The sequence below is a fragment of the Methylomonas defluvii genome, assembly GCF_033949435.1.
GTDB classification, from domain to species: Bacteria; Pseudomonadota; Gammaproteobacteria; order Methylococcales; family Methylomonadaceae; genus Methylomonas; species Methylomonas defluvii.
Genome location: NZ_JAXARY010000053.1, coordinates 1 through 2,816 on the forward strand (window position 1 = coordinate 1; position 2,816 = coordinate 2,816).

The window sequence follows — 2,816 nt, forward strand, 5'->3', positions numbered from 1 at the left end:
TGAGCGTTCCATGCAGATGCCGACCAGTACCTCAGGGCCGACGCCTTGCTCAATCAGATAATGTGCTAACTGATTGGCGCGGGCATTCAGTTCGGTGTAGGTCAGGTTTTGCTCTTCAAAGGTTAGAGCAATAGCTTCCGGGGTTTTCTCGACTTGCGCTTCGAACAGATGGTGGATACAGCGGTCTCGCGGGTAGTCAACGTCGGTCGCGTTCCAGTCGTGCAGGAATTGACGGCGTTCGTCTCCGCCAACCACCGAAATCGTGCGCATTGGCAGTTGGGGATTCGTTTCTAGTGCGTTTACAATGGCTTCTAACGACGTCAGCATATACTCGTTGAGCCTATCCGGCTGCAAACGCCGGACGCATTGTAGCGTTAACGCGTAACCATCGCCGAAGTCGTCGACCGATAGCGTTATCGGGTAATTGGTTCGCTCTTCGCCGCCAACCACAATCCGCATACCCGGCCACTGATTTAAGCGATCTTCATCGGTCCGTTGGCTATGCCGGTAGTTCAACAATGAGGTAAACAATGGCAAACCCGAGTCTACGCCGCTACAGCGTTGTGCCAACGCTAGCGAGGCTTGCTCATGCGCGATCAACCCGGTCAATTGTTGTTGGGTATCGGCCAACGCCTTTGCGACCGAAACATCGCCTACCCATACCCTAAGCGGCAAGGTATTGATAAACATCCCCACCGTCCGTTCGATTCCCTCACCGCCTCGCATTCGGCCGGTTAGGACCGTACTGAACACGACATCGTTTTGTCCGCAACATTGCGCCAGGACTCTGGCCCAAGCCAAATGAAACAATACAGCGCCACTGACGCCGTGACGCTTTATTTGGGTTCGAATCCGGCCAGCCAGATTGTCCGCAATGGCCGCTTGCGCTTCGGTAATCTCGCTGTAATTATTTACATCAAGTATGCCGAACGGTGCCGTCGGCTCATTAACGTCACCAAGTTGTTCGCGGAAATAGCTTTCGTGTTTGTCAGGAGCTAGCAATCGAAGCTGAGCAATGAAATTGCGGTAGGGAAAGGTTGGCGGTAATTCGTTAGCCCGCCCATTCAGCAGCAAACGAACTTCGCCGATGATGATTTCCAGACTGATATGGTCGCAGACGATATGGTGATTCAATAATGACAACAGCCATTCGCCGCTTTGCGGCTCGGCTATCACGTATGCCGCTAACAAAGGCGCTTTACCCAAATCTAAGCGCACATTGCCGGGATCGCTAGCTGCCAATAGTGACGCTAATTCGTCCCCGCTCGGGGCGGCCAGTTCGTGCACCGGCAATAACGCTTTTCGACAAACTACTTGTACCGGTTGAGGCAAATCTTGCCAAATCACCGAGGTACGCAGTATGTCGTGCCTCTCAATGACTTGCTGCAATGCCGCAACAAAACGATTTACCCCTTCGTGACTATCGAAGGCAAGGATTGATCGTGATAAGTAAGTATCGCCTTCGGTGACCATCAGATGGTGAAACAAGATGCCCGATTGCAGCGGTGCCAGCGGATAAATGTCTTGAATATTGCTAGCACCACCTGGCACTCTCTCGACAATGTGGTCAATGTCGGTTTGCGACAACTCAATCAACGGCAATTTGCCAGGGGTGATGCTCACGGATGACGGCGCACTTTTTATTTTGATCAAATCGTCATTCCCGGTTTGCAACAACTCAATTAACGATTGCTTGTGATGTTTCAACAAACTCATTGTGTCCGCATCCATCACTCCTTGCGGAGCGCGGATTACTAATTCGCCGCCGTCCAGCAACACCCCTATATTTTTTTCATGAATCCGGGCAATGATCTGTTCCAAACTCATAATCTGAATTCCTCCAATGCTTCGTCTTTCGGTTCATATTCCGCTTGGTTAAGCAAATTGGGCGGAATTTCCAAATTGTGTTGATGTGAACCAACGGTTATCGCCAATGCCATATCTGACAGTATCGGCGTAACAAATATTGTCCGCGCATCTATCACCATTTCGCGCTCTGAAAGACGTTGAATGAGCTGAATGGCCAGCAATGAATGCCCGCCCAATTCAAAGAAATGATCGTTGCGGCTAATACGTTCAACGCCCAATAATTGCTGCCAGACTTCGGCTAAGACTTCTTCGAAGTTGCCGAGTGGTGCTACGAAGTCGCGATTATTGGTGCCACTAAAATCCGGTACCGGCAGTCGGTTACGATCAAGTTTACCGTTAGCGGATAGCGGCATGGCGTCCAGCATAACGCAGGCGCTGGGCACCATGTAGTCCGGCAAGTGTTGTTTGAGTTGGGCTTTAAGGTGTTCGACGATAGCGTGCTCGACTTCAGTGTCCTCAGCTACTTGATTCAGGACTAGATAGGCCACCAGGCGCTTATTGCTCGAATGATCTTCCCTAGCAATCACCACGGCATCTTTGATCTTCGGCTGCTTGAGCAATTGGGCTTCGATTTCGCCTAATTCGATGCGAAAGCCGCGAATCTTGACTTGGTGGTCGATCCGGCCCAGGAATTCTAGTGCGCCGTCAGCACGGTAGCGGACCAAGTCGCCTGTTTTGTAAAGCCGCCTGCCGACCGAGTCGAACGGGTCGGGCACGAAACGCTCGGCGGTTAGATCGTGGCGTTGCCAATAGCCGGGCACGACGCCGGCGCCGCCGATGTACAGTTCGCCCGCCACGCCGACCGGGACTGGGTTGAGCGAGCGATCCAGGTTGTAAAGGCGGACGTGGGGGGGGGGGGGGCGGCGCCCCCACCCCCCAGACCCAACAGCGAACACCCCGGGTGAAAAGCGACGTCAGCCCCGGCGCCCCCGCGGGCCGGGGGCCGG

At 53.3% G+C, this 2,816-nt stretch carries 2 protein-coding genes; both read right to left on the minus strand.

Annotation, left to right across the window (positions count from 1 at the left end; translation table 11 throughout):
* On the minus strand, nucleotides 1-1,827 hold a 1,827-nt coding region (locus QLH52_RS24465; RefSeq protein ID WP_319963275.1), incomplete at its 3' end, for a condensation domain-containing protein.
* Nucleotides 1,824-2,666: an AMP-binding enzyme gene (locus tag QLH52_RS24470; protein WP_341850227.1), complete on the minus strand. Its 843-nt coding sequence runs from the start codon at nucleotides 2,664-2,666 to the stop codon at nucleotides 1,824-1,826. The genes QLH52_RS24465 and QLH52_RS24470, both read right to left, overlap by 4 nt.
* Between the last annotated feature and the right edge of the window lie 150 nt (nucleotides 2,667-2,816).